Source organism: Aeromonas rivuli (assembly GCF_000820045.1).
Lineage (GTDB): Bacteria > Pseudomonadota > Gammaproteobacteria > Enterobacterales > Aeromonadaceae > Aeromonas > Aeromonas rivuli.
Window position 1 is genome coordinate 1 of record NZ_CDBJ01000082.1, and the last position, 23,452, is coordinate 23,452.

The window sequence follows — 23,452 nt, forward strand, 5'->3', positions numbered from 1 at the left end:
CGCAGGCTGAAGGGGCGACTCAGCTGCTCATCGAGGGTGAACTCGACCAGGGCGAAGGTGGATTCGGGCAAGGCCCCTACCTTGATGGTGAACTGAAGTCCTGTGCTGTCTGCCATGGGGGGCTCCTTATCCTGCCAAACCGCTGCCGGTGCCGATGACGACGCCACCACAGCCTATCTCTGTGCCGGTCACGGCAATGGGCTTGCCGTTGACCAGTACAGAACCGACCCCGCCCGCGATGCTGCGCGGATGGGGGGGATTATTGGGTTTGTCATGGGGCGCCAGGGGATCCCCCTGACGCGCGACCGGTTTGCCGTCGAGCAGCACATCGGGACTGGCCGCGATGATGGGCGATGGTACGAAGCCATCATGATCGGTACCGAGATCTCCGAGCAGGGCAATGGTAGGGCACATATGATTCTCCTTGCATGGCGGCACCAGACAGCGTCCGGCACCGCCTGATATTCAACCGGGTGGCTGGACGCCATCGTTCTGGCGCTCGGCCAACTGCTGTAGCTGATAGAGGCGTACCGTCAGCGACTTGAGCTCATCCTCCATGCTCTTGAGCTGAGCCGGAGGCACCTGCCCTCCCCGCGTCTCCATCTCACTCAACCTCGCGTCCAATGGCACCTCCACCAGCAGATCTTTCTGGATCTCGTAGAGGCGGGACTTGAGGTAGGAGATGGTGACCGATTTGCGCTGACGCTCCAGTTCGAGCAGGGTGCCGAGCAGACCATCGATCCCCTCCCTGACCCCCAGATAAGCGGATCCAGTCTGTGCGGCATTGCCACGCTGACGCAGCAGGGCATCTTGCCACTGGCGGGTCATGGCCTGCACCTGGGCCGTCTCCGGGTAGAGGCGCTGCATGGAGTTCGTGAGCTCGTCACCAAAGCCATACCAATAGAGGGGTGAGACTTGCTCCAGCTGGGCGAGCCGACGCTGGTAATCACCGATCAAGGTGGGCGCCAGATCCTGAAGGGACTGCTCGCCAAGCAGGATGCGCGCCTGGCGAATATCGTCCCGATCCAGCCCCTTGGGCATGGGTTGGGCGGGCAGCTGCAAGCGGGCAATCATGGCACTGCGCTTGGCCTGCTCCACCTGCTGTTGCACGCTGGCCGGCTGCTGACTCAGCTGCCAACCCCACCCTGCCAGCACGGGCAGCGCACAGCAGAGCACCCCGAGACCGAACCACTGCCAGGCCGGACGTCGCTTGTGCTTGGCTTCGATTTTCAGCACTGTCGGTCTGAGGGTGCCGGGTTCTCGTCCCACCAGTATGCTGCCCTGAACCGGGCTGCTCGCGGTGTTTCCAGAGGCACTCTCGGACCCGGCGGCGACCTGGGCGCCCTGCTCGCCGTGGAAGAACACCATGGGCGGGATCTGCAGATCGTCGCTCAGTCCCGCTTCGTCCGAGACAATCACGACTTCTGCCTCATCGAACAGATGGGTATAACCCTCGATGAAGTGCACCAGATTCTCGACCCTGGGAATGCGGCTGAGCCCGCTGTGGTGCAGCTTCTCGCTGATGAGCTGCAAGGCCCGCTCGCAGCGATAGACTAGCCGCTTGTCGTCATGGCTTATCTGGTATTCACGGATGATGGGGCTGACACGAGCGATGAACCAGTCCAGCATCTCGACCCGGGCCCGCTCCTGATGCACCGGCGGCCAGACGCTCTGCCACTGGCTGACGATCAGGTTGGCCATGAACTCGCACCCCTCGGCGAACCCCTTGAGGCCCTGCAGGCGCGAGCGTGCCAACACGAAATAGATGGCCGTCTGCAGATCCACCCCGTGCCGTTCGAAGATCTGGCTCGCCAGCTGATGGATCCGGGCCCAATCCACCTCGGGACGAGAGGCATGACTCAACTTGTTGATTTCGCTGCGCAGCGCCTCGTATTCGGGCAGCATGCGGGGATCCGAGCCTATCTTGAGTGCCTGTTGTGCGTCTTGCATATCAATATTCCACTCGCTGGGAGCACACCGGGGACTCGCCCCGGTGTCTCGCCATTAGCTATCAATAAAGGGTTTCAGGCAGGCTGAACTGGCTGAACAGGCCCCCGGCAAAGGGATTGTGAGACGCATCCGTATAGACCCTGTAGGTCATGGCGCCCTGATCCACCGGGAAGCGCACGTCAAAGGCGGCCTCCTTGACCTGAGTCAGCTCCCCCTTGTCCATCAGCCGGAACATGGCCCAGGGCCCGACGAAGCCTTCACTGCGCGGCGATCTGTCCCGGGCGGCAGGCACCAGGGTTATCTTGCTCTCGGCCCCGTCCCGCATGGTGTTTGGCCACACCAAGGGCACCTTGCTGCGCCGACCATGGGCATATTCCAGCAACTGGCCGTCCAGGTTCAGCACGCTGCGCCGCTTGTTGGCGGTCAGCTCGATGGGCTCGAGCACGAACTGCACCTCCAGATTGCCCTTGGGGGTGAAGAAGGTCTGACGGATCCGCGCCGCCCGCTCGAGCTGCTTGAGCAACTCGGCCTGCACTGGCGAGCCGTAATCGCCATCCATCAGACCGCTCTCCACCATGGGCTTGAGGTTGCTCTGATAGAAGCTGTCCAGGGTGCCGCCGGGGGCAAAGAAGCGCTCCATCTCGGAGAGCGGAGCATCCTTGGCCGACACCGGATTGAAGGGATAACGCCCCGCCAACTCGGTGTTGAAGGGGGTCACCACCCGGTCTTGCCACTCCTGATTGAGGGAGGACATGGCCAGGTCCACCACCAGGCGGGAACTCTCCTCGGCCAGCTGGCTCACCCAGCGATCCAGGGGCATCGGCAGGCCAGTGGCGTATTGCTGCAGGGCAAACACCGGATCCGCATACTTGTTGGTCAATCGCATCTGCACCGCTTTCAGCGCCGCTTGGCCCGGGTCCGTGGCGTTGACGATGAGCTCGAGGTAGTGCTGCAAGTCGGTCAGCTTCTGGGTCACCTCGGAGATGAGCGGCCCCTGCTCACCGCGCCCGCTCAGCACGGCGTTGGTGGCCAGGAAGGGGCGACCTATCCGGGCCGAGATGGCCTGGGTGGGATCCCCTTCCTTGTCCGACAGCTGGCGGATGCGGGTGTTGTCGTCCAGGGTCGAGATGACCCGCTGGAACGGCTGATCGTTACCCGTGATGGCCGCCAGCACATCCAGGGCCTGCTGCGGATTTTGCAGGGATTGCACATCCAGGTTGGTCAGCAGGTTCTGCCACTGGCCCACATAGTTGGTGACATAGCGATCGTTGACCTGACGGGTGATCTCCCGCCGATCCGCCTCGCTCAACCGGGTGTTCTTGCGCTGACCCAGCACCCAGGCATCGGTCGCGGTCAAGTCGATGAGCGCGGTATCCTGCTTGAGGAAGAAGGTGCTGAACCCCGGATAGGTGAGCAGCCGTGGCACCAGGCCCCGCTTCTCGTCCCGCAGCACGAAGACGCTGTCGAAGGTCGGCCCCACCTCGTCGCGGATATTGAGATCCGGCGCCAGGGTTTCATCGGCCTTGAGCACCAGATTCTGGTAAACCCGCTGATAGAGCGGCAGCTTGCCGAGCTCACGCTGGGCGCCATAGACGCTCTGCTGGAAAGGGGCGAAGGCCGTGATGGCCGCCTGATCCTTCTGCACACGGCTGCCATACCAGTCGGTATGGTCCAGGGCGTAATCCAGGTGACCCATCAACTGATCCTGCGCCACTCCCTGACCCGGGAAGGCTTGTTGCCAGCGGCTGCCCATAAACTGCTCGACCTGAGGCTTGTCACGGCCGGAGGCATCATCGATCATGCGCATCACCCGCAATATCGCGAATTTTTCCTCGCTGCCGGCCGGGGCCTGCTCAAGATCCTCTTCCAGTCCCTGCATCAGGGCCGGCAGGAAGCGCAGCCGCAGCAGTTGCAGATAGGAGCCCTCCACATAGGGGCCTATCTCGTCCCCCTGATAGAGCCCCAAGTCCGCCAGCACCGGGGATCGCTCCCGATAGTTGCCAAACGACAGGGTCGCCTCGCGGATCAGATTGAGGCGGGGCAGCTGGTTGAAGCCCAGGGCATCCTGACCGCTCAGATCCCGGGTCTGCATGAAGTCCTGAGCCTTGGCCAATACGACCTGCCCCGCCGCCTCGTTGACTCGGTAGTAGTAGTGCCAGCCACCAACCAACCCGGCGCACACCAGGGCGATGGCGCCGATGCCCACCGCCATGCGACGGCGGCGATAGAGGGTATGCAGGCGATTCTCCCCAGCCAGATGAGCCTCGGGGAAGATGATGGCGGCGAACAGATTGCGCACGAAATAGGCGGTCGACTCCCCGCGCAACGAGGAGTAAATGGGGTCGGGCAGCTGATAACGGCGGGCCGATGCCTGAGCGAACGCATCAAACGGCACCCCTTGCTGGTAAACGGAGCTGACATAGACGCCGCGCACCATGATGGGTTTGCCCTCTTCCAGGGGGGCCAGGGTTTCGCCCAGCAGCGCGGTCACATAATCCTTGAGCCCCGCCAGTTGGCGCACGAAGGCGAACAGCGCATTGCGCTGCTTGTCGCCGCGCCCGGCCAGCAACATCTCCGGCAGGTTGTCATTGAGATTGACCAGCCACTGATCCCAGAACAGTTCCAGATCCTGCAACCACTGCTTGCCCTGGCTGGTGCCGGGTTCGAAAGTGACCCCGAGCACCGCCTCGCGAGCCTCTTTATCCAGCGCCTCGTACACCGCATCGAAGCCGTGCAGCAGATCCAGCTTGGTGAAGGCCACATAGAGCGGCAAACGGGTATTGAGGGTGCCCACCAGCTCCTGCAAGCGCGCCCGCATCAGCTGGGCATAGGCCTTGCGCTCGGAGACGCTGGCCTGGGACAGCCAGGCGAGATCCACCGTCAGCACCAGGCCGTTGAGGGGCTGGCGACCCCGATTGTCCCGCAACCAGCCAAGCAGGTGATGCCAGCGCCGTTGCGCCGGCGAGTTCATCTCATCCGCGCCCGGCTGGGCAAACAGCTGGCCATCGGGATCCAGCATCACCGCCTGCTCACCGAGCCAGCAGTCGATCTGCTGGCCCTGGGCGTCATCGCGCAGCTCGTTGTCTAGCCTGGGGTTGAGCTTGTTGGCCGGGTTGGCCCTGTGGATCAGGCTGCTCTTGCCGCTGCCAGGCAGGCCCAGCACCAGATACCAGGGCATGGCATAGAGCGCCTGCTTGCCGAGGTGCTGACGCAAGGCGTCCAGCCAGCGGTCGAGGAAACGCTGCTGACTGTCCACCAAGGCTTGGGCCGGATCCTGCTCCAGCACCACCTCTTTCTCGCGATCCAGGCGATCGGCCTTGAGCCCCTGATAGAGGCGCCAGGCGAGGATCCCCAGCACCAGCCAGAGCCAGATCATCGTGAATACCACCCGAGCCCAGACGGAGGCCAGCGGCTGGCTCTCCCCCAGGGTCAGACGCGGGCCGAGCCACCAGGCCAGGATCAGCACGACGACCCACACCAGTCCCCCCAACAGGGTCCAGGAGGGTTTCAGCTTGGGCAGCTGTTGCCGTAAAAAACTAAATAGGGTCTTGAACATAGGATTGTGATTCAACTCCGACTCGATGACTCATTTCGACCCAGGGGTCGCGTGCTGTTCCAGGCGATTGACCAGGCTTGGCTCCCACTGGGCCAGACCCAGCCGGACCGTGGTTTGCCACAGATGCTGATAATGTTGCCGTGCCAGGCTCCCCATGCCGGCCTGCGCCAGCAGATCGGCCTGGACCAGTTCGGCATAGAAGCGCGATCGTGGCTCGCTGAGCCCCTGCATCTGCTCCTCGAGCCGCTGCAGGGCCAGATCCAATCCGCCCTCGTCCAGATCGAGCTGCGCCAGGGATCCCAGCTCTGCCCCCCCTTCACCGGCCCGCGCCTGCTGCAACCAGTTCGCGCAAACTGCTGGCAGAAAAGGGGTCCCATCGCTAAAGCTCAGGGCCTTGAGCCCGGGCAGACGCGCGAGAAAGGCCTGGGCCTCCTCCCGGATCCCCTGGGCGGCCTCATTGAAGCCCAGGGCCCTGGCCAGCTCGAAGGAGAGTTGGTGACCCTCCAGCCAGTACGGCGCCAACGTCAGACTCTGCTCCACCTTCTGCCAGAGCGCCTGGGTCGGCTGGCCCATGGCGGCGCGGTACTCATCCACCATGTCGGCGGAAACCGGCGCTAACTGGGTCTTGCCATTGGCCCCCGCCAACGGCGGCGTCGCTATCCCGGACCAGATGGCGTGGCGACGTAGCCGATATCCCACCGCCGCCTCGCTCTGGCGCTCGATCAGCAGTTCGGCCACCTTGAGCTGGGTCTGGCGCCAGGCCCTGTCATTGCTGCTGTCTATCTCCAGAGGCGCAGCGGGAGATGGCGTGGCCGTCAGCCCCATAGCGGTCGCGCTGCTCGCTCCTGATGGGGCCGTCTGGGCACGCTGGCCACCCTCGGCCTGCTGCTGGGCCGCTTGCTGGCTCTGGGCCCGGCGCAGGGCGCTGCCCAGACTGGCCAGGGTCTCTTCCTTGTCGGGGCACAGGGCAAGCCAGCGGGAGGAGAGCCTGTCCCAGCGGCCAAGCAGCTGGCTCAACTCAGCGGCACTGGCCGACTCGCAGCTACGCTCAGCCGCCGCCTCGAAGCGCTTCACTATCTGAGTCATCAAGCGCTGCTTCTGCGCAAGATTGTGCGGCCAGGCCGTCAACCAGTAGGCACCCAGCCAGGCCTCCAGTAGATCGAGGGCCGTCGCGAAGGGCGCCAGCTTGGCCGGCTGTTGCAGGCAGCGCAGCAGCTGAGCCAATACCCGCATGTCTTTGGTATGCAACTCAAACAGTTGCAGGCAGGACTCGGCGACCGCATCGAGATCCACCTGGCTGTGGGCCAGGGAGCCCAGCTTGACCAGTTCGGTCTCCACATAGTCCCACTTGCCATTGTCGGGGGGCACAGGCTCACGGCTGCGTTCCTCAGGGATCGCGGTCAACAGGCGTTGGCACCAGGGGTGAATGTGACTCATGCGCCCCCCTACCAGCGACACTGCTGACGCAAGGGTGACAAGGCCTTGCCCAGACCCGTCAGGTCAAACTGCAACATCACCCCCTTGGGCGCCGTCAGGGTGAGCTGGCGATGACCGACCCAGCCCTTGAGCTCATCGATGGCGGGCAGGCCGCGGCCATACTCCAGCAGCATGCCCTGCTCGCGCACGAACCAGTTGCCCTGGCGAAGCGCGTCATCGAGTCGGGTCTCGACGCGGTTCCCCACCCAGGGTTCATCCAGACGCAGTCGCAAGCTGGTGATGCTGTTGCTGCAACTGATGGCCAGGGTGGCGCCACGCAAGGCGGGTCGAGTCAGCAACAGACTGGCCTGCTCAGCGTCCGTTTCAGCATCCTGGCCGAGCAAGAAGGGCTCGCTTTGAGCCGTTCTACCCTGCTCCTGGCGCCAGATGGCTTGCCAGAGTTCGGACTGACGGGCGGGTTCGGCCAGGGCGACGGCCCCGCTGCCGATGGCGTCGTAGCAGGCCAAGCGCACTAGCGGAGACGCTTCGGCACGGCACTGTTGCAGTTGAGGCGCGAGCGCATCGCCCTGAGTCGTGACAGCGAGCAGCAAGGGGATCAGGCTAAGGGACATCAGTTCACCTCCAGCGGGTTAAGAGGCATCAGTTCACCTCCAGCTTCTGGCATTTGTGATCCAGGGTGCGCTTGGGAATATTGAGGCTCTGGGCCACCAGCAGGCGATTGCCCTGGTAGTGGCGCAGCCTGGCTTCGATCACCGAGGCCTCGTATTTCTGCATGGCCATGCGCAAGTCCCGGATGTGGTTGTAGTCATCGAGCAGGCCCGGCAAGCTGGCGCACACCCGGTTTTGCAGCTCGGGAGGCAGCGCCTCCAGGCCAATCTCCTCACCGGCCAGGGTGTGGGCACAGGCGACTTCCAGCAGGTTGCGCAGCTCGCGCACATTGCCCGGGAAGTCGTAACCCTGTAGCTGGCGCAGGAAGCTGCCCTGCAATTTGCCCAGCACCTTGCCCTCGGCGGCGCCAAACTGGGCCAGGAAGTGCTGAGTGAGGGGGGCGATATCTTCACTGCGCTCGCGCAGAGGCGCTATGTGCAGCAGACACTGGCAGAGCCTGTGGTAGAGATCGCTGCGAAACGTCCCCTCCTCCACCCGACGCTCAAGGGGCTGATGGGTGGCGGCGATGAGGCGAAAATCGGAGTGACACTCCTTCTCTCCCCCCAGGGGTCGGTAACTGTGGGTTTCCAGCACCCGCAGCAGCTTGACCTGCATGGCGGGGGGCATGTCGCCCACTTCGTCCAGAAACAGGGTGCCGCCATGGGCCTGAGCCACCAGGCCCGCCTTGTTGTGCTGGGCCCCGGAGAAGGCGCCTTTCAGGTAGCCAAACAGTTCGCTCTCAATCAGGTTTTCCGGGATGGCGCCACAGTTGATGGCCACGAAGGGCTTGTCGGCGCGATCCGAGCACTGGTGCACCAGGCGAGCGACCACCTCCTTGCCGCTGCCCGTCTCCCCCTGAATGAGCACAGTCAGCCTGTGCTGGCCCCCCTGATGGATCTGCTGGCGCAGGCCGCGGATTGCGGCAGACTGGCCGACCAGCCGCTCATCGAGCAGCTGTTCATGCTGGCGCTGGCGCTGCCCCTCTCCCTTGATCAAGCGCAGGGAGTCACGTAGCACCGATTGATCCCGACGACTGCGGCCCAGCTCGCGAATGAGGGTCAGTTGATTGCAAAACAGTTGCGCCAGGGCCGTGAGGCAAGGCTCCGCGCTCCAGGCTTGCAGCCGGGTTCCCTCATCGAGCAGGGCCAGCACGGCGAACGGCTTGCCTTGGCTGTCAACCAGCGGCATGGCGTGCAGCCCTGTGCCTTGGCCAAGGGTGGTCAACAGTTGGCGAAACCCTTTATGCTCGATGCGCGCACCGCCATAGAGGGAATCCCAGGTGCGCGACTGCGCCTTGTGCAGTACATAAGCGAGGGGATGGGCGAAATCATCCGCTCCCAGCACCATGGTGACCGGCTGCCCTTGCACCCGTCCCTGGCAGTGCAGCTCGCGACCACTGACATCCAGCATGGCCAGCAGCATGCCGCTGGCCTGGTAGCGGGTCGCCAATTCGGCCAGCCACCAGTCACACAGACTCTGCTCATCACGGGCGCGGGTCAGGGCCAGGGCAAACTCGAGGGCTTGTAACATGGCTTAGCCCTCGACCTCGGCGATGAACTCACCCGACTCGACCCGGAAGCTGACGCGATTGATGGCCTGACCCGCCCCAAGGCGTTGCAGCAGTTGCAAAGAAACCGGCGGCAGCAGGGCCCCGTCGATGACGGATTCGAGCATGCGGGCCCCGTTCTCGCTGCGATTGGCCCGGCGCAAAATCTCCTCGGCCACCTCGGGCTCGAGTACCACCTCGGCACCGAACCGCTCCTTGAGCAGGCTAACCAGTCGCGCCAGCTTGCCCTGCACTATCTCGACCAGGGTGTCGTGACCGAGCGGCAGATAGGGGATCACCTCCATGCGCGCCAGCAGGGCGGGCTTGAAGAAGGCGGCCAGTTCCGGATAGAGGGCGTCGAGCAGGGCATTGGGCTGCTCGGCATGGTCCACTATGGTCTGGAAGCCCAGGTTGGAGGTGAGGAAGAACACCACGTTCTTGCAGTCGATGACTCGTCCCTCGCCGTCGGCCAGTTCGCCCTTGTCAAAGCCCTGATAGAAGAGGTTGAGCACGTCCGGATGGGCTTTCTCCACCTCGTCGAGCAGCACCACTGAGTAGGGTTTCTGACGAATGGCTTCGGTCAGCACGCCCCCCTCGCCAAAGCCGACATAGCCGATGAGGCGAGAAACCGTGTGCTTCTCCTGGTACTCGGACATGTTGATGGTGGTGAGATACTGACGACCGCCAAACATCAGCTCGGCAATCTGCAGCACGGTTTCGGTCTTGCCGACGCCGCTTGGCCCCACCAGCAGGAAGGCGCCCAGGGGGCGACCCGGCCTGCGCAAGTCGGCGCGGGCGGTGAGCAGATGCTTGTGCAGGTGCGCAACCGCAACCCCCTGCCCCTTGATGGTGTTGCCCAAAAACTCCGGCAGACGGGTCACAACATCCAGTTCCCCCTGGGAGATACGGTTGAGGGGCACCCCGGTCCACTCGGCGATCACCGCCGCTATCTGGCCCTTGTCCACGTGGGCAGAGACCAGCACGGCCCCCTGTTGCAGGGCGGTGAGTTCGGCATCGAGCTGGGTCAGACGGGCGATGGCGAGCTGGGGATCCATGGCGGCGTCGGCCAGATCCACCTCAGCCTGGGGCTGCTCCGCCTGAGTTTGGTCATGCTGGCCATCGAGCAGCGCGGCGCGCAGCGCCACTATCTCGTGCACCAGGCTCTGCTGCTGCTGCCAGTGCGCCTCCTGCTCGCCCAGAGCCAGGGTGCAGGCTTGCTGTGCCTCGTGCAGCTCGGCCAGGCGCTCGGCGTTGTCGCCCAGGCCAATCATGGCCTGGCGCTCGAGTTGGCGAATTTCCAGCTCCCGCTGGCGCAGCGCGTTTTGCAGGTGACTGACGGCGCGCGGCGGCGTGGTCAGGTTGATGGCCACCCGGGCACAGGCGGTATCGAGCACGTCGATGGCCTTGTCCGGCAACTGGCGACCCGAGATATAGCGGGCGGAGAGCTGGGCCGCAGCCTGCAGCGCCTCCTCGTCGATCAGCACCCCATGGGCTTGCTCGTAGATGCTGCGCAGGCCGCGCAGGATCACGGTCGCCTCCGAGGCCGAGGGCTCACCCACCTTCACCAGCTGGAAACGGCGCGACAGGGCCGCGTCTTTCTCCACGTACTTCTTGTATTCGCTCCAGGTGGTGGCGGCTATGGTGCGCAGCTCACCCCGGGCCAGGGCCGGTTTGATCAAGTTGGAGACATCCAGACCACCGGCCTGGTTGCCAGCCCCTATCAGGGTGTGCGCCTCGTCGATGAACAAGATGATGGGACGCGTCGACTCCTTGACCTCCTGCATCACCCCCTTGAAGCGCTTCTCGAACTCCCCCTTGACCGAGGCCCCGGCCTGCATGGCGCCGAGATCCAGACTGAGCAGCTCGACCCCCCGCAATTTTTCCGGTACCTGACCCGCGATGATACGCAGCGCCAGTCCTTCGATGAGGGCGCTCTTGCCGACCCCGGCCTCCCCCACGACGATGGGGTTGTTCTTGCGGCGGCGGGAGAGGATGTCGATCATCAGATCGATCTCGTGATCCCGGCACAATACCGGATCCAGGCTGTTCTGGCGGGCCTGTTCGGTCACATTCTGGGTGAAGCGGGCCAGCAGACTGGCATCGGCAGGCAGGGCGCCCTGGGTCGCGGCGCCGCTGGCATTGACGCTGACCTGGGTTTCGGCAGACTCTTTCACCCACTCATCGAACTGCTGGCGCAGCAGTTCGCGGTTGACCTGGGCCAGCAGACGGCTGATACCGGCGCTGAGATAACGCTGGGGGGTCATCAGGAGCACCAGCAACAAGACGCCGCTGCGCAAGCGGGCATGGCCAAACTCGGCGGAGGCCAGCAGCCAGCTGTCTTGCAGCCACTCGACCAGCAACGGTGAGAAGGAGGGGTAGCCCGGATCGGTACTGGTATCCCCCGCCCGGGGTTGCAGCAGTCCCGTCAGCTCATCGACCGGTACCTCGGCCCGCTTGAGAATTTGGCGTACATCGCACAGGGGCGTCTCCAGCATCTTGAGCAGCAGATGCTCGATACGGATCTCGCTGCCTTGCTGGCTGACGCACAAGGCGGCAGCCTCTTCCAACATGTGGCGACAGATGGGGTTGAGTCTTTCCACCAGTACTGGCAGTTCTATACGGATCAAGGCGTGCTCTCCTTAGTATTTATTTTAATAATTCGCCCAGTTGACGCAGCACGTCCTGGGTCTGGTTATCGAGTTGGTGATGGTAGAGACCGAAGATGAGGGCCAATACCAGGGCGCTGCCGATGCAGAGACTGCGCAGGGACCATTGGCGGGGTAACTGATAACGGGATGCCTGCTGGCCCAGATCCAGGTGAAAGACCCGGGGCGCCTCGGTCTGTGCCTCGCCCTTGAGCTGGCGATGGAGCTGGCTCACCACCCGCTCGAACTCGCCCTTGCCCTGGGTCATCACCTTGTAGCGGCCCTCGAAACCGAGGCAGAGGCACAGGTAGATGAACTCCAGGATGTCGCGATAGCGCACCGGATCCTCTTGCAGACGAGCGAGCAGCACGAACACCTTCTCGCCGCCCCAGGTCTCGTTATGGAAGCGGGTCAGCAGTGAGTGTTCCGACCACTCGCTCTGACTGCCCCAGTCGCGGCCCATGACGGCCTCATCGATGAAGGTGCAGAGGATGTAGCGAAACGACAAGACCACCCCGTTCTCATAGCCATGGGCCGTCAGCTCCTGCTCGATGGCCTGCACTTCGGTGACCACCCGTTGATAGAGCTCTGGCACCCGATCATGGCGGGTCAGCTGGCGCACCCGCTGCACCAAGCCCAGCAGCGGGGTCACCGCATCTATCATGGGGTTGATGCTCTGGCCCCGCAGGCGGAACCAGTAATCCGAGTCCATGTCCAGCTGCTCGGCATGGTCGAACAGCAGGTCCTGCATCTGGTCGCTGTGAATGATGTCCATGGTCATCTGTGATACTCCTCCCTTCGGGGGCTCATTGGCTGCGGATGGCCCAGAGCTGCATGTCGAGCTCCGGGAAATCCCCTGCGATGTGGAAGCCGATGGTGTTGCCCTTGATCAGCATCTGCCAGGCCGGGCTCTGCCGGTCGAGCTGGAAGTAGCTGTAACCGGCGTGATAAGGCAGCTGGCGCGGCGCCACCGGCAGTGGCAGCAGCGGGATCCCCGGCAGCTGCAAGCTGATGAGTTCGCGGATCTTCTCGCTCGACGCCACCTTGATCTGTTGCAGCAACTGCTTGCGCAGCTGCTCCTGGGGCATGCGGGCCCGCACCGCCAGCACGAAATCGGCGCTGGCCATGAGTTCGCTCTCGCCCACCATGGCCACCATGACCCCGTATTGATGCTTGTGCAGCTGAATGGAGACGGCGCGCGGCGACAGCACAGTGCTGAGCGCCTGGCGCAGGGCCAGGATCACCGGCTCGAAGCTCTGTTGCTGATCGTCGTGACGATAGGCACCAAACAGGGGCGGCAGGCGGGACTCATCGGTGAAGGTCATCAACTCGCCGCACAGCTGTACCAGTGCCTCGAACAGCCGTTCGGGGTGCAGGGTGCCAAGCCGGGCCAGATGGGCGAGCTGGGGCTGGGCGCGGTTGAGCAGTTGCAGCATCATGAACTCGGCCACATCGGCCACCCCTTGCTGACCGGGGGCGGCGATACGCTGGGAGAGGCTGCGAGCCCGCTCCCCCACCAGGCCCGCTATCTCGCCCAGGAAGCGCTTGAGGCTGGGGATGGCGGAGACGCTGATGCTGCACGGCATGAAGTTGCTGTCCAGCACCAGGCTGCCATCCGGGCGCTTGTCCAGGATGCGGGCGATGGCGAGCGAGGCGTAGGCGCTGCGATCTTCCCGTTCGAGCATGAGCCGCAGGCTCACCTTGCCTATCTCCAGGGAGACCACGTCCCCCCCTTCGCTGTGCAGATCCCGCACATCATGGCGCTGGGCCTGCAACCGGGTGGCGATCCCCTGCTCGGGGTCACTCACCTCGTTGACCCCGCTCACCGACAACGGCAGCGCCAGATAGACCTTCTGGTTGGCCAAGGAGGCATCGAGGATCTCGAGGGGGGGCGGCAACAGATCATCATTTGGGATATTGAACACTGTGCCATCGGGCAAGATGCCGCTGGCACCGACCAGGGCGATGCGACCAAAGCCCAGATAATCCTCATTGATGCTCAAGGATTGCAGGCCGAAGAAGTAGTCGCTGAGCGCGCTCAGCCTGGCCTGGAGGCTGTAGTCCCCGTGACGCTGTTGTTGTTGAAAATGCTGGGGTTTGATGAACAAACCCTCACGCCAGATAACCCGATTTCGACTGGACATAGTTATTCTTCTTCTTTCTGTATTTCGACTTCATCGAGTCGCAGGTGAACCAGCAACTGATAAGCCCGCCCCTTGCTGCGCACCTTGATGACCTTGCGCCATTCGGCGCTGTTCGGGTCGGCATAACGGGCAATGACGCCGATGTAGCGGGTCTTCTCGTCAAGCTCGATGGGCGGCAGATATTTGAACTGGTTCGGCAGCAGGGTGTAGTCCTGATGATCCAGGTAGTTCTTGCCCAGCGCCTTCTCCGGATCCGCCGTCACCTGGTCATAATCGGTGGCCAGCAGCTTGGAGTCTTCGGCCAGCAGCACTATCTGGAACTCGATCGGCGCAGCCTCTCCCCCCTCGTTCGGATTGACATCGGGCTCGGCCAGCAGGCTGAGCCCCAAGGTAGAAGGCTGATCGTCATGACTGCCGACCTGGATATCCGGATCCATGGCCACGTCAGCCATCTTGCCCATGGTGGTGCAAGCGGACAGCCCGAGCAGCAACAGCAGGCAGAGCACTGAGCGCATCAGATAAGTCCTTGTTGCTCGCGCAGGGCCTTGTCATAGGCCTGGGCATATACCTGATGGAACAGCTTGTCGAAGCCCTGCTGACGAGATGAGGTGAGCTCCTGGTAGTAGTGCTGATACATGATCCAGCTCCAGGCCTCCTCGCTCATGTCGTCGGGCTTGCGGGTACGGCGATAGTGCTCGAAACGCGAGCGCAGTGCCGCGGGGGAGAAGGCGTGCAGTATGCTGTCCAGCGCCGCCTTGATGGCGGTCTGGTTGGCCACGTGGTGGACCCGGATATTGCGCAGGCTCTCGGCAACCGCCGCAGGGGCGGCCAGATGGACCGGGCTCTGCTGTTCGGCGAACAGGAGCGCCAGGGTGTCGTCATAACCCAGTCCCAGACGCAGGGGGTTATCTTCGATGGGCCGCAGATGCTTGTCGGTCAGGGCGGTCTGATCCGCCTGCAACAGCAGGAGCCCCTCGACCAGCGCCCGCAAGGTTCTGCCCATCTCCTCGAGCATGTCGTGAGCCTGCATGCTGTCTGCGGCGCGCAAGGATTGGCCAAGGCCACGCATCAGCGGAGTGAGCGCCACATGGCTCGCCTCGTTGTGCAGATCCTGATAATCATGCCCGGCCCCTTCGATGGTGGGGATGTCGAGATATTCCTGACTCATGGTGTCCTCGCTAACGGCGGAAGTAAAAGTGGGGGGGACCCGGTCGGTCCAATGCTTGGGGGCGCTGGCATCCGCCTCGGCAAACAGGGCGGCAATGCCCTGCCGCGGCGAGGGGCGGCTGTCGATGAGCGGGCTCTGCTGGCGCTCCTGTTGCAGGGCAGCCAGGGGGTCGAGTGCCAGATCCTGGGGACCGGCATCGGCCTGGGAGGCCGGAGTGGCGTCCCCGTTCAACCAGTCGTCGAGCTGCTCAGATGGCCGGTTATGCAGCACCTGATGCAAGTCCGGCTCGACGCGGACGGCACCGAGATAAGCCTTGAGGCGAAACGGCCCCACCACCAGCTCATCCCCTTGCTCCAGGTGAACCTTGCGAGCCCGCCCTATGGGCGAACTGGCCCCATTGATATAGGTCTGGCCGCTCAGATCGCACAGGCAGAAGCGGCCATCGTGCTGCTCGATTCGGGCATGACCCGGCATGACGACACCGAGCCGGTCCCGCAGTTGCCAGTCATCCTGCTCGGACGCGCCCAGGGTGCCACCCAGCTCGTCAAAGCTATATTGCACCCTGTGATTGCCATCGAGCTGCTCGCTGTTGAGCACCACCAGGGACAGCTGTTGATTTATGGTCTCCACTTTCACTCCTGCACACAGATGGTCACGTAGGGATCTTCCGGCGGCTGGCCGAGAAAACTGCTCCATCCCAGCCGACCGCTCTGCTCCTCGCCGAGCTGCATGCCGTGGGCCTGGGCCGGGGCGAAGCCCAACCGCAGATCCCAGGCAAGCTGATCGCGCAAGATGAAGGAGACGAAGGTCACCAGGGGTTGGAAATGCTCGCCGTTTGGAAGAAAGGTGAGAAACTCTTCATGAGTTAAGTTATTTATTTTCAACAAAAATTTACCTGCACAATCCTTGACGCCCGCGCCTATGACCAGATCGCTGCCCAGGGAGGCATTGGCACGGCCGAGCCGGTTCTGCTGTTCGCCGTGAATGGCAACCCGGCGCGGCTGCCAGGCAACCACCTCGACATCGAGCAGGTCGAAACAGTGGGCCACCAGACCCGCCACCACCTCGGGGGAGCGACTGGGGCTGGCCAGCATGCCGGCGTAGGAGAGCATCTTGGCGCGGTTGACCGGCAGGCTGTGGCACAGCTCGTCGTTGCCCAGTCCCACCAGGGCAAACATCAGCCGGGAGAAGCCATCCTCACCATCGTTTTGAAAGCGCACGTGGTAGCGATACTTGCGCCAGATGCGATGGAGCAGGGTCAACAGCCGGTGGTGGAAGAAGTCCAGGAACAGGCCGAGCTTTTGCTCCCCTTGGGCATACTCCCAGGCCAGGGAGTCCAGGTAGTAACCGGGCATGGGGGACTGGCTGCCGTGCAGGCCGAGGAAGGCGACTTCCAGGTGGTGACGCCCCTCGTCATCGCGATCCACCGTCAGCACATCGCTGGTCGGAAAACCCAGCGAAGCAGACGACTTGAAGCGGATCCGCTCCCGCTCGGGCAGGTAATCGAGTCCGCTCTCCTGATCCAGGCCATCCTGCTGGCGCAAGAGCTCCACCAGCTGGAAGAAATTGTAGCGAGCCGCCTCCTGGGCGGGCCTCACATCAGGGAGTGCTGACCTATCTGTACCGGCCACTTGTAGCACTCCTTGTTGTCCAAATTGACCACCTCGAGCAGGTGGAAGGCGTTCACGCTGGCGTAGAGCGAGAGGAAATGTGCCAGCACAGTGCTGAACAGATAGAGCTCGCCCTCGCTGCCAAAGGCAGATTGACGAATGGAGAGCACCGACTTGAGTCCTCGCACCGGCATGCCCTTGACCAGACGATCGACCGGACTGGTGGTTATCTCCTCGATGCCGGCCAGTCGCTTGCGCGATGCCTGCTCCGCCTGCTTGTCTTGCAGCGCGGGAAAATCGTAGGTACGCAACACCTGTACCAGGGCATCCCGGCGCAGCAAAGAGACGTAGTTGAGGGACAGGTTGGAGATGAGGGTCCAGTGCAGGCTGCCATCCAGAGCCGGATGCAGGGGCCGGGTTGGCCGCATCAGATTCCTGAAGGTGGCAAAGGAGGGGGAGCTGCCGGTCGGCACGCAGATATCCCCGGCCTTGAGCCGCGCCGCCTTGCCTCTGTTGGTACAGGTCAGGGTCACAGAGATGGACTCATCGAGCTGCACCATGCTGGTCTCGTCGCCACGCACGAAGGAGAGTTGATGCTCAAAGCCCTCCCCGGCTACCGACTCCTTGACCCGCACCCGGTAGTAGAGCGCCAGGCGGCCCTTGGCCCGCTCAATCTGATGCTGGAAGCTCTCAAAAGGCTGATAGAGTCGCGGCGCTCCCCGGGCACGGCCCAGATTGCCCTCGGCCCAGCCTTCCACCTTATCCACCGAGAAGATCTCGAAGCTGTCGCTGTGGCGATAGCTGGCCTTGAGGGGATATTCGGTCTGGCGGCCATTGAGGTTGATAGGCTCGCTGTCGTGCTGGAACAGGTTGATGGCCGGCACGCAGTTGAGCATGAAGGAGTCGGGCCGGATCTTCAGATCCGCTGGCAGCGGCCTGGTGAAGCAGAAGTGGATCTTGAACGCGCTGACCGGCAAGGGCTGGCGCGGCCAGTCGCCACCGGAGAGCTCGAAAAACAGGAAGCTTTGCGGGAAGCAGAAAAACTCCTGCAAGATCCGGTAGCCGGAATAGACGTTGTTCGGGTAAGGCAGCAGCGCATCATCACGCTCAAAACCGACGCTGCGCAGGGCTTTGGCATCCTGGCGAAAGCGCTTGCCCTCGACTTCCAGCTCGATATGAGAGAGTTGGTGCGAGAGCCAGAAATAGAGCTCATAGGCGGTGTAACCATCCCCCCCCAGATAGAGCCGCAACTTGTCCAGTTGCAGGTCGCTCAGGGGCAGCGGGCCATGGAGTGAAATGTCCAGGCTGATGGTGGAGAGATCCGTGCCGCTCTGGGCATCTATCCGCGCGATGTCGGCGGGGTAGATCCAGGCATCCCGGCAGGTCTTGAAATGGCAGCTCACCCCATCCTGGGGGCGGCTATCGAGCAGGCAACCCTGGCTGACCAGGGCGGGTTGGGCAATGGAGCCCGGGATCACGGAAAACTGCATCATGGTCATGCTGGGCACGGGACGCAGGTAGTTTGGCCAGAGCATGCCGAGCAGGCCATGGGTCAGCTCGGGGAACTCATCTTCGATCTTGGCCCTCAGATTGCCCGTCAGGAAGGCAAAGCCTTCCAGCAGGCGCTCGACGTCGGGATCGGTATTTTGTTCCGACAGAAATCGGGTCAGTTCGGGATGGGCATCGGCAAATTCGCGACCTTGCAGGCGCAAAAAAGCGAGTTCATCCCTGAAGTAGTGTTCCAGCGGCATTGATCAGACCATGCGGTAGTGACGGTGGTTGTCCATGTGGACATTGAACGAGGCAATCTGCTCCAGATTTTCCAGTCGTATGTGGGCGGTCACCTGAAAAGACATCTCCAACGGATTGTCTTGATAGTCGGGTGTCCTGACCTCCACATGGGTGATCCTCGGCTCATAGCGTCGGATGCACTGCCGGATCGCTTCTCGTACTCGCCCCTTGATGTCCGCCTGACCCTGGGTCGCATCGTTCAAGTCGATGACACCCAGTTCCGGGGAACTGGCACAACTGCCGGGACGGGTGTTGAGCACCTGATCGAGCTGGCGTTTCACCGAGCCTATCAATTGCTCAACATCCGAAGCGGGGGGAGTTGCAAGCCCCTCCCCCCGTATACGATCGAACAGACTGGCCGCATTTCCTCTATCCCAGGAAGAGAGATACGGCATGGGTCATTATTCCTTGTCCAGGCGCCCTACCAGAGAGAGCTCGAAGCTGGCACCCATGTACTTGAAGTGCGGACGCACCGACATGGCAACCTGATACCAACCCGGCTCCCCTTCCACGTCCAGCACCTTGATCTGGGCGGCACGCAGCGGACGGCGGCTACGCACGTCTGCCGGCGGGTTTTCCTGATCCGCCACGTACTGCTTGATCCAGCCATTGAGTTCACGTTCCAGATCCTGGCGCTCTTTCCAGGAGCCGATCTGCTCGCGCTGCAGCACTTTGATGTAGTGGGCCAGGCGGTTGATGATGAACATGTAGGGCAGCTGGGTACCCAACTTGTAGTTGGTCTCCGCTTCCTTGCCCTCTTTGGTGTTCGGGAACACCTTGGGCTTTTGTACCGAGTTGGCAGAGAAGAAGGCCGCATTGTCGCTGTCTTTGCGCATGGTCAGGGTGATGAAACCCTCCTCGGCCAGCTCATACTCACGGCGATCGGTGATCAGCACTTCGGTCGGGATCTTGGCCTGCAACTGACCCATGGCCTCGTAGACATGCACGGGCAGGTCATGGATGGCGCCACCGCTCTGGGGACCGATGATGTTCGGGCACCAGCGGTACTTGGCGAAGCTGTCGGTCAGGGAAGAGCCCATCAGATAGGCGGTATTGCCCCAGAGGTAATGGTCATGATCCGAACTGATGTCTTCTTGATAATTGAAGCCCTTGATGGGGTTTTCAGTCGGGTCGTAAGGCAGACGCGCCAGGAAACGCGGGGCGGTCAGGCCCAGATAGCGTGCATCCTCGGATTCACGCAGCGAGCGCCACTTGGTGTAGGAAGGCCCTTCGAATACCGACTTCATGTCCTTGATCGACGGCAGATCGGTGAAGCTGTCCACCCCGAAGAAGGCGGGGGCGACCGAGGAGATGAAAGGGGCGTGCGCCATGGCGCCGACCGCACTGACATACTGCATCAGCTTGATATCGGGGGAGCTGTGGGTGAAGGCGTAGTCGCCGATCACGGCACCGATCGGCTGGCCACCGAACTGGCCATAGCCCGTCGAATAGACATGCTTGTAGAGGCCAGACTGAGTGATTTCTGGTGAAAATTCAAAATCTTCCAGCAGCTCTTCCTTGGTGGCATGGAGCAGCTGGATCTTGATGTTTTCACGAAAATCGGTGCGATCGACCAAGAGCTTCAGGGAGCGCCAGGAGGACTCCAGCTCCTGCAGTTCACCGGCGTGCAAGATGACATCCATCTGTTTGCTGAGCTTCTTGTCGAGTTCGACAATCATGCTGTCAACCAGTGCCTTGTTGACGGGTTCTGCCGTTGAACCATTGTCCAAGATATTGGCAATGAGGGCGGCAACCCCTTGTTTCGCAACGCTATAACCTTCATCAACCGGGCTGATGCGGGCCTGCGCCATGATTTCGTCCAGCAAGGACCCAGAGGCGCTGCTGGCCCCTGCCTCTACCTGTTCTTCGACCAAAGACATGTCTATATTCCCTTCTCGTCAATCAGTTCCGCCGCGTTACTCGGCAGGCTTAATCACATCCAGTTCCTTGAGCAGTTGCTCACGGGCTTCGTCGCTGGACAGCAGATCCTGCAGGCGGTTGCGGAACGCCGGGATATTGCCGAGCGGTCCCTTGAGGGCCACCAGGGCTTCTCGCAACTCCAGCAACTTGCGCAGTTCGGGCACTTGCTGGGCAACGCGATCCGGGGTGAAGTCTTCCAGAGACTGGATCTGGATGGTGACAGGCAGTTCATCCTGGCTGTCTTCTTCCAGACGATTGGCCACGGAGAATTTCAACTCCAGACCGGATTCCTTCATGACAGAAGAGAAGTTGTTCTTATCGATGGAGACGGTCTGACGCTCTTCAATGGGCGTGTCTTCAGTCCGTCCCTTCATATTCCCAACCACCATCATGGTCAACGGAAGTTCTATTTCCGCCTGCTGACCACCGGTTGCCGGGACATATTTGATATTGATACGTTCTTTGGGCGCTACTGTGGCGCCGTCGATTCCCTTTCCCATGCTATAAGTACCATCTTGGATCCACTTAGGTGCACTAGGTTGGTCTCGATATAGCCCGATGACAACCTGTCAAAAATAACAGTTGACGCGCCACCTCATAAAAACCCTTTTTCAAAAACACCAACAACAAACCATAAGACACTGAATTAACTAAAAAAATAAAACAACTCCCTTAAGCAGATTGTCATTTAGCATGCACTCATTAACTGGGTGAATAGCGACAGTTTTTTATAATACCTGTCAGATCTGACAGGTATTATCAGGCGACCAATTAACCAGCAAAAATAATGTGTCATTAAAATGTCATGTATTGTTCGCAATTCATAAAAATCATCATTACGGAATAATTGATGTGCGCTCCCGGGGCATGTCGTTCAGATATATCGTCGTACTGGCTCAGCGAGGGGTTATCGAAAATGGAGTATGAACATCACTATTTCCCGTGGATCGCCTGCCGCGAGGCAAGCTGGGGCAGCCCTGTATCACCCAGCGACGGGCACGCGATAATTGGCCTCACCCGCTGTTTGGCCAGGGTCAGAATGGCAAACACCGGCAGCGTCACTGTGATGGCATCACGGACCTTGGCGATGAGCGGGTTGCTGACGCTGCCACCCCATTCGACGAACAAGATGCCTTGCGAACAGAGCCAGTGAGTCACTTGAAAGCGCCCTGAACCATCCAATGGATGACCAAGCGCTCTGCAAGGGAATATCGGCCGTCACTGATTGATTTGCAGAAATAGGGGCCCCTCCCGCCACAAGAATCGCCCCTTGAGTCGCCCTCCCTTGTCTAAAGTTGACAATATAATCAACGCTTTGCACCAAAAAGTGCCGGAAGGAACGCTAGCGTGCCGACACATTCACAGCCAATGGAAAACGCACGGCACGCCCACACGGCCGCCATCCTGAGCTGTGCAGGTTTTTCATACACTTTCGTGTTTTGTAGCAAGCTGCCATTCAGCCAATCCCGGGTAATTTACCGTTGTTTAATTACCATGACTTAATCAGGGGAACATCATGACAAATCTCGCACCTTTCCAGGCAGTGCTCGGGCAGGGTTTAACGACGATTAGAGAGTCAGTGGTGAAGATATTTGGCAACGAAGGGGGCCTTCTACTTTACTGCAACCTGAACCACAGTGACATCCTCTGGTATCCGACCGTGGTGTCGTCGCTAGGCGAACACCGTGTCGTGAATGATGCCGGGATAGCTCAAGGCTTCACGACCAGACACGAAGCCGAGGAGTACATGCAGAGAGTGTGCAGGGTACTTCCCATTGAAATTGTGGAGAACACCGCCTCCTCCTCGCGGACTCTCTTGGGCTAAAGCCCTCATTCATAATGGACGGTCTCCCGGTGGCCCTCATGGCACCACTGACCCCGAAGATGGCTGTAACCGACTGGTCGGTGAGGTCATTCAGAGAACAAAGCCTGCTGCCCTCTCCCGCACAACGCCGATAGAGCAATCAGTGAGTGATAGATTTGGATCAGACGAGCGCTGTTAGCCGTCTTGCGCTTCTGATCTGGGCCGTTGTCCTGATGTTCAGGCACCAGACTCCAGTTGGCGGCGAACCGCGCCACCAACCGTCTGTCATCTCCCGACGCCATTGCTGATTGCCCTTGTCAGACGTCGAGCTTGCGCCGGGTCAACCATTCCACCATGGCGGGGTCGCGGTGAGAGAAGAAGGCGCTGGTCGCCGTATCCAGCGCGGCTATCTGCACCATCTCATCCTGACTGAGCTCGAAGTCGAGGATATCGAGGTTCTCCTTCATCCTCTCCTTGCGCACCGACTTGGCCAGCGACGCTATGCCGCGCTGGAAGATCCAGCGCAACACGACTTGCCCCACGATCCTTCCCCGCTTCGCACCGATGGCGGTCAGCACCGGGTGCTGGAACAGACCATTTCTGCCCTCTGCGAAGGGGGCCCACGCCTGTGGCTGTATGTGTCGACTCTGCATCCAGGGCGCGGCATGCAACTGCTGATTGAACGGGTTCACCTCTATCTGGTTGACGGCGGGCACCACATTATTGAAAGCAATCAGATCGGCAAGTCTGTCAGGCTGGAAGTTGCTGACGCCGATTGCGCGGACCTTGCCAGCTTGCTGTAATTCTTCCATCGCCCGCCATGCCCCATGGACATCGCCATAGGGCTGATGGATCAGATAGAGATCGACATAATCCAGCTGCAGACGATTCAACGAACGTTCAAACTGCGCCTTTGCACCTTCATAGCTGGTGTCCTGCAACCACAATTTAGTCGTGATAAACAGCTCATCTCGTGCAATACCACTGCGCTTGAGCGCGTTCCCGACCTGGGTTTCATTCTGGTAGGAGGCGGCGGTATCGATCAGCCGATAGCCGCTGTCGATGGCTTCGATGACGGCGCGCTCGCACTCTGCCGCGTCTGTCATCTGAAAGACACCAAAGCCCAGCAGGGGCATCTCTATACCGTTGTTGAGTCTGACTGTGTTCATCTCATTTTCCTTTCGCTGTGGTGTGACTGGCATGACGCAGCCAAGGGTCTCCAGGGATCAATTC

The 23,452-nt window shown here is 61.5% G+C and carries 19 protein-coding genes; 1 reads left to right on the top strand and 18 read right to left on the bottom strand.

Going from position 1 to position 23,452, the window contains the following annotated elements:
* Nucleotides 1-126 precede the first annotated feature (126 nt).
* The 17 genes from BN1130_RS18575 to BN1130_RS18655 all read right to left on the bottom strand — a co-directional run bounded on the left by BN1130_RS18575 (nucleotide 127) and on the right by BN1130_RS18655 (nucleotide 21,573).
* Nucleotides 127-414, bottom strand: a complete 288-nt coding sequence (locus BN1130_RS18575; protein ID WP_042043846.1) for a type VI secretion system PAAR protein — start codon at nucleotides 412-414, stop codon at nucleotides 127-129.
* A 51-nt stretch (nucleotides 415-465) separates the two neighbouring features.
* Nucleotides 466-1,950, bottom strand: coding sequence for a VasL domain-containing protein (locus BN1130_RS18580; protein WP_042043848.1), 1,485 nt, complete (start codon nucleotides 1,948-1,950; stop codon nucleotides 466-468).
* Between the two features lie 61 nt (nucleotides 1,951-2,011).
* Nucleotides 2,012-5,506: a type VI secretion system membrane subunit TssM gene (gene tssM, locus BN1130_RS18585; protein ID WP_042043849.1), complete on the bottom strand. Its 3,495-nt coding sequence runs from the start codon at nucleotides 5,504-5,506 to the stop codon at nucleotides 2,012-2,014.
* A 30-nt stretch (nucleotides 5,507-5,536) separates the two neighbouring features.
* Nucleotides 5,537-6,943: a type VI secretion system protein TssA gene (tssA, locus tag BN1130_RS18590; protein WP_042043851.1), complete on the bottom strand. Its 1,407-nt coding sequence runs from the start codon at nucleotides 6,941-6,943 to the stop codon at nucleotides 5,537-5,539.
* Between the two features lie 8 nt (nucleotides 6,944-6,951).
* A complete protein-coding gene (gene vasI, locus BN1130_RS18595) occupies nucleotides 6,952-7,554 on the bottom strand; it encodes a type VI secretion system-associated protein VasI (RefSeq protein WP_042043852.1) in 603 nt (200 codons plus the stop codon).
* Nucleotides 7,555-7,582: 28 nt separating this feature from the next.
* Entirely contained in the window at nucleotides 7,583-9,121 is a 1,539-nt protein-coding gene (locus tag BN1130_RS18600; RefSeq protein ID WP_042043854.1) for a sigma-54 interaction domain-containing protein, read from the bottom strand.
* A gap of 3 nt (nucleotides 9,122-9,124) precedes the next feature.
* On the bottom strand, nucleotides 9,125-11,764 hold the full coding sequence (tssH, locus tag BN1130_RS18605) for a type VI secretion system ATPase TssH (protein ID WP_042043855.1): 2,640 nt from the start codon (nucleotides 11,762-11,764) through the stop codon (nucleotides 9,125-9,127).
* 19 nt (nucleotides 11,765-11,783) lie between these two features.
* Entirely contained in the window at nucleotides 11,784-12,563 is a 780-nt protein-coding gene (gene icmH / locus BN1130_RS18610) for a type IVB secretion system protein IcmH/DotU (RefSeq protein WP_042043857.1), read from the bottom strand.
* Between the two features lie 25 nt (nucleotides 12,564-12,588).
* Complete coding sequence (tssK, locus tag BN1130_RS18615; protein WP_042043859.1) at nucleotides 12,589-13,926, bottom strand: type VI secretion system baseplate subunit TssK; 1,338 nt, start codon at nucleotides 13,924-13,926, stop codon at nucleotides 12,589-12,591.
* A gap of 2 nt (nucleotides 13,927-13,928) precedes the next feature.
* Complete coding sequence (gene tssJ / locus BN1130_RS18620) at nucleotides 13,929-14,441, bottom strand: type VI secretion system lipoprotein TssJ (protein ID WP_042043862.1); 513 nt, start codon at nucleotides 14,439-14,441, stop codon at nucleotides 13,929-13,931.
* Nucleotides 14,441-15,724, bottom strand: a complete 1,284-nt coding sequence (gene tagH, locus BN1130_RS18625; RefSeq protein ID WP_042043864.1) for a type VI secretion system-associated FHA domain protein TagH — start codon at nucleotides 15,722-15,724, stop codon at nucleotides 14,441-14,443. The genes tssJ and tagH overlap by 1 nt, the downstream gene beginning before the upstream one ends.
* Nucleotides 15,725-15,726: 2 nt before the next feature.
* Nucleotides 15,727-16,725: a type VI secretion system baseplate subunit TssG gene (gene tssG, locus BN1130_RS18630; protein WP_042043865.1), complete on the bottom strand. Its 999-nt coding sequence runs from the start codon at nucleotides 16,723-16,725 to the stop codon at nucleotides 15,727-15,729.
* The gene (gene tssF, locus BN1130_RS18635; protein ID WP_042043866.1) at nucleotides 16,689-18,455 is read right to left on the bottom strand and encodes a type VI secretion system baseplate subunit TssF; all 1,767 of its coding nucleotides are present in this window, start codon (nucleotides 18,453-18,455) and stop codon (nucleotides 16,689-16,691) included. The genes tssG and tssF overlap by 37 nt, the downstream gene beginning before the upstream one ends.
* A gap of 3 nt (nucleotides 18,456-18,458) precedes the next feature.
* Complete coding sequence (gene tssE / locus BN1130_RS18640) at nucleotides 18,459-18,890, bottom strand: type VI secretion system baseplate subunit TssE (RefSeq protein ID WP_042043868.1); 432 nt, start codon at nucleotides 18,888-18,890, stop codon at nucleotides 18,459-18,461.
* A 6-nt stretch (nucleotides 18,891-18,896) separates the two neighbouring features.
* Complete coding sequence (tssC, locus tag BN1130_RS18645) at nucleotides 18,897-20,375, bottom strand: type VI secretion system contractile sheath large subunit (RefSeq protein WP_042043870.1); 1,479 nt, start codon at nucleotides 20,373-20,375, stop codon at nucleotides 18,897-18,899.
* A 36-nt stretch (nucleotides 20,376-20,411) separates the two neighbouring features.
* The gene (gene tssB, locus BN1130_RS18650) at nucleotides 20,412-20,915 is read right to left on the bottom strand and encodes a type VI secretion system contractile sheath small subunit (protein WP_042043873.1); all 504 of its coding nucleotides are present in this window, start codon (nucleotides 20,913-20,915) and stop codon (nucleotides 20,412-20,414) included.
* 433 nt (nucleotides 20,916-21,348) lie between these two features.
* Entirely contained in the window at nucleotides 21,349-21,573 is a 225-nt protein-coding gene (locus tag BN1130_RS18655) for a hypothetical protein (protein WP_157014094.1), read from the bottom strand.
* Nucleotides 21,574-21,931: 358 nt separating this feature from the next.
* On the opposite strand from BN1130_RS18655, the gene BN1130_RS18660 reads away from it, so the two are divergent.
* Nucleotides 21,932-22,240, top strand: coding sequence for a hypothetical protein (locus BN1130_RS18660; protein ID WP_042043876.1), 309 nt, complete (start codon nucleotides 21,932-21,934; stop codon nucleotides 22,238-22,240).
* A gap of 296 nt (nucleotides 22,241-22,536) precedes the next feature.
* Here the strand turns inward: BN1130_RS18660 and BN1130_RS18665 are convergent, their stop codons facing one another.
* A complete protein-coding gene (locus tag BN1130_RS18665; RefSeq protein ID WP_042043877.1) occupies nucleotides 22,537-23,388 on the bottom strand; it encodes an aldo/keto reductase in 852 nt (283 codons plus the stop codon).
* Nucleotides 23,389-23,452 lie beyond the last annotated feature (64 nt).